1 protein-coding gene is annotated in these 388 nt (G+C 66.0%); it reads left to right on the top strand.

Annotated elements, in window-relative coordinates:
• Positions 1-274 (top strand): MarR family transcriptional regulator (locus EOA27_RS40255; RefSeq protein ID WP_127259167.1); only part of this gene is annotated, 274 nt, incomplete at its 5' end.
• Positions 275-388 lie beyond the last annotated feature (114 nt).

Genomic DNA, 388 nt, shown 5'->3' with positions numbered 1-388 from the left:
CTCGGTCTACACGGTGATCGAGCAGTCGACCTTGAGTCGGACGCTCGACACGCTGGAGGGGCAGGGCCTGGTGCGGCGCGAGCAGGGTGTCTCCGACAGCCGCTTCCGCCATGTGTTCCTGACCGATGACGGCCGGGCTCTGTTCACCCGCGCCTGGCCGGCCATGCACGATGCCTTCGAGGCCATGTTCGACGGCGTCGACGACGCCGAATACGCGGCCCTGATCGCCATACTGCAGAAGATGCTCAAGAACATCCGCAAGCACGACATCTAGACGTACGCGCCGCCGGATGCCGGCGGCAACGGAAGGAGGCCACCATGGCCGAACGGTCTTTTGCCAAGGAAGTCGAGAAGCTCCGCCTCGGCGCCGGCCAGGAGTTTGCCGGCG

Source organism: Mesorhizobium sp. M2A.F.Ca.ET.037.01.1.1 (assembly GCF_003998075.1).
Lineage (GTDB): Bacteria > Pseudomonadota > Alphaproteobacteria > Rhizobiales > Rhizobiaceae > Mesorhizobium.
This window is presented reverse-complemented; position numbering and strand designations above follow the sequence as displayed.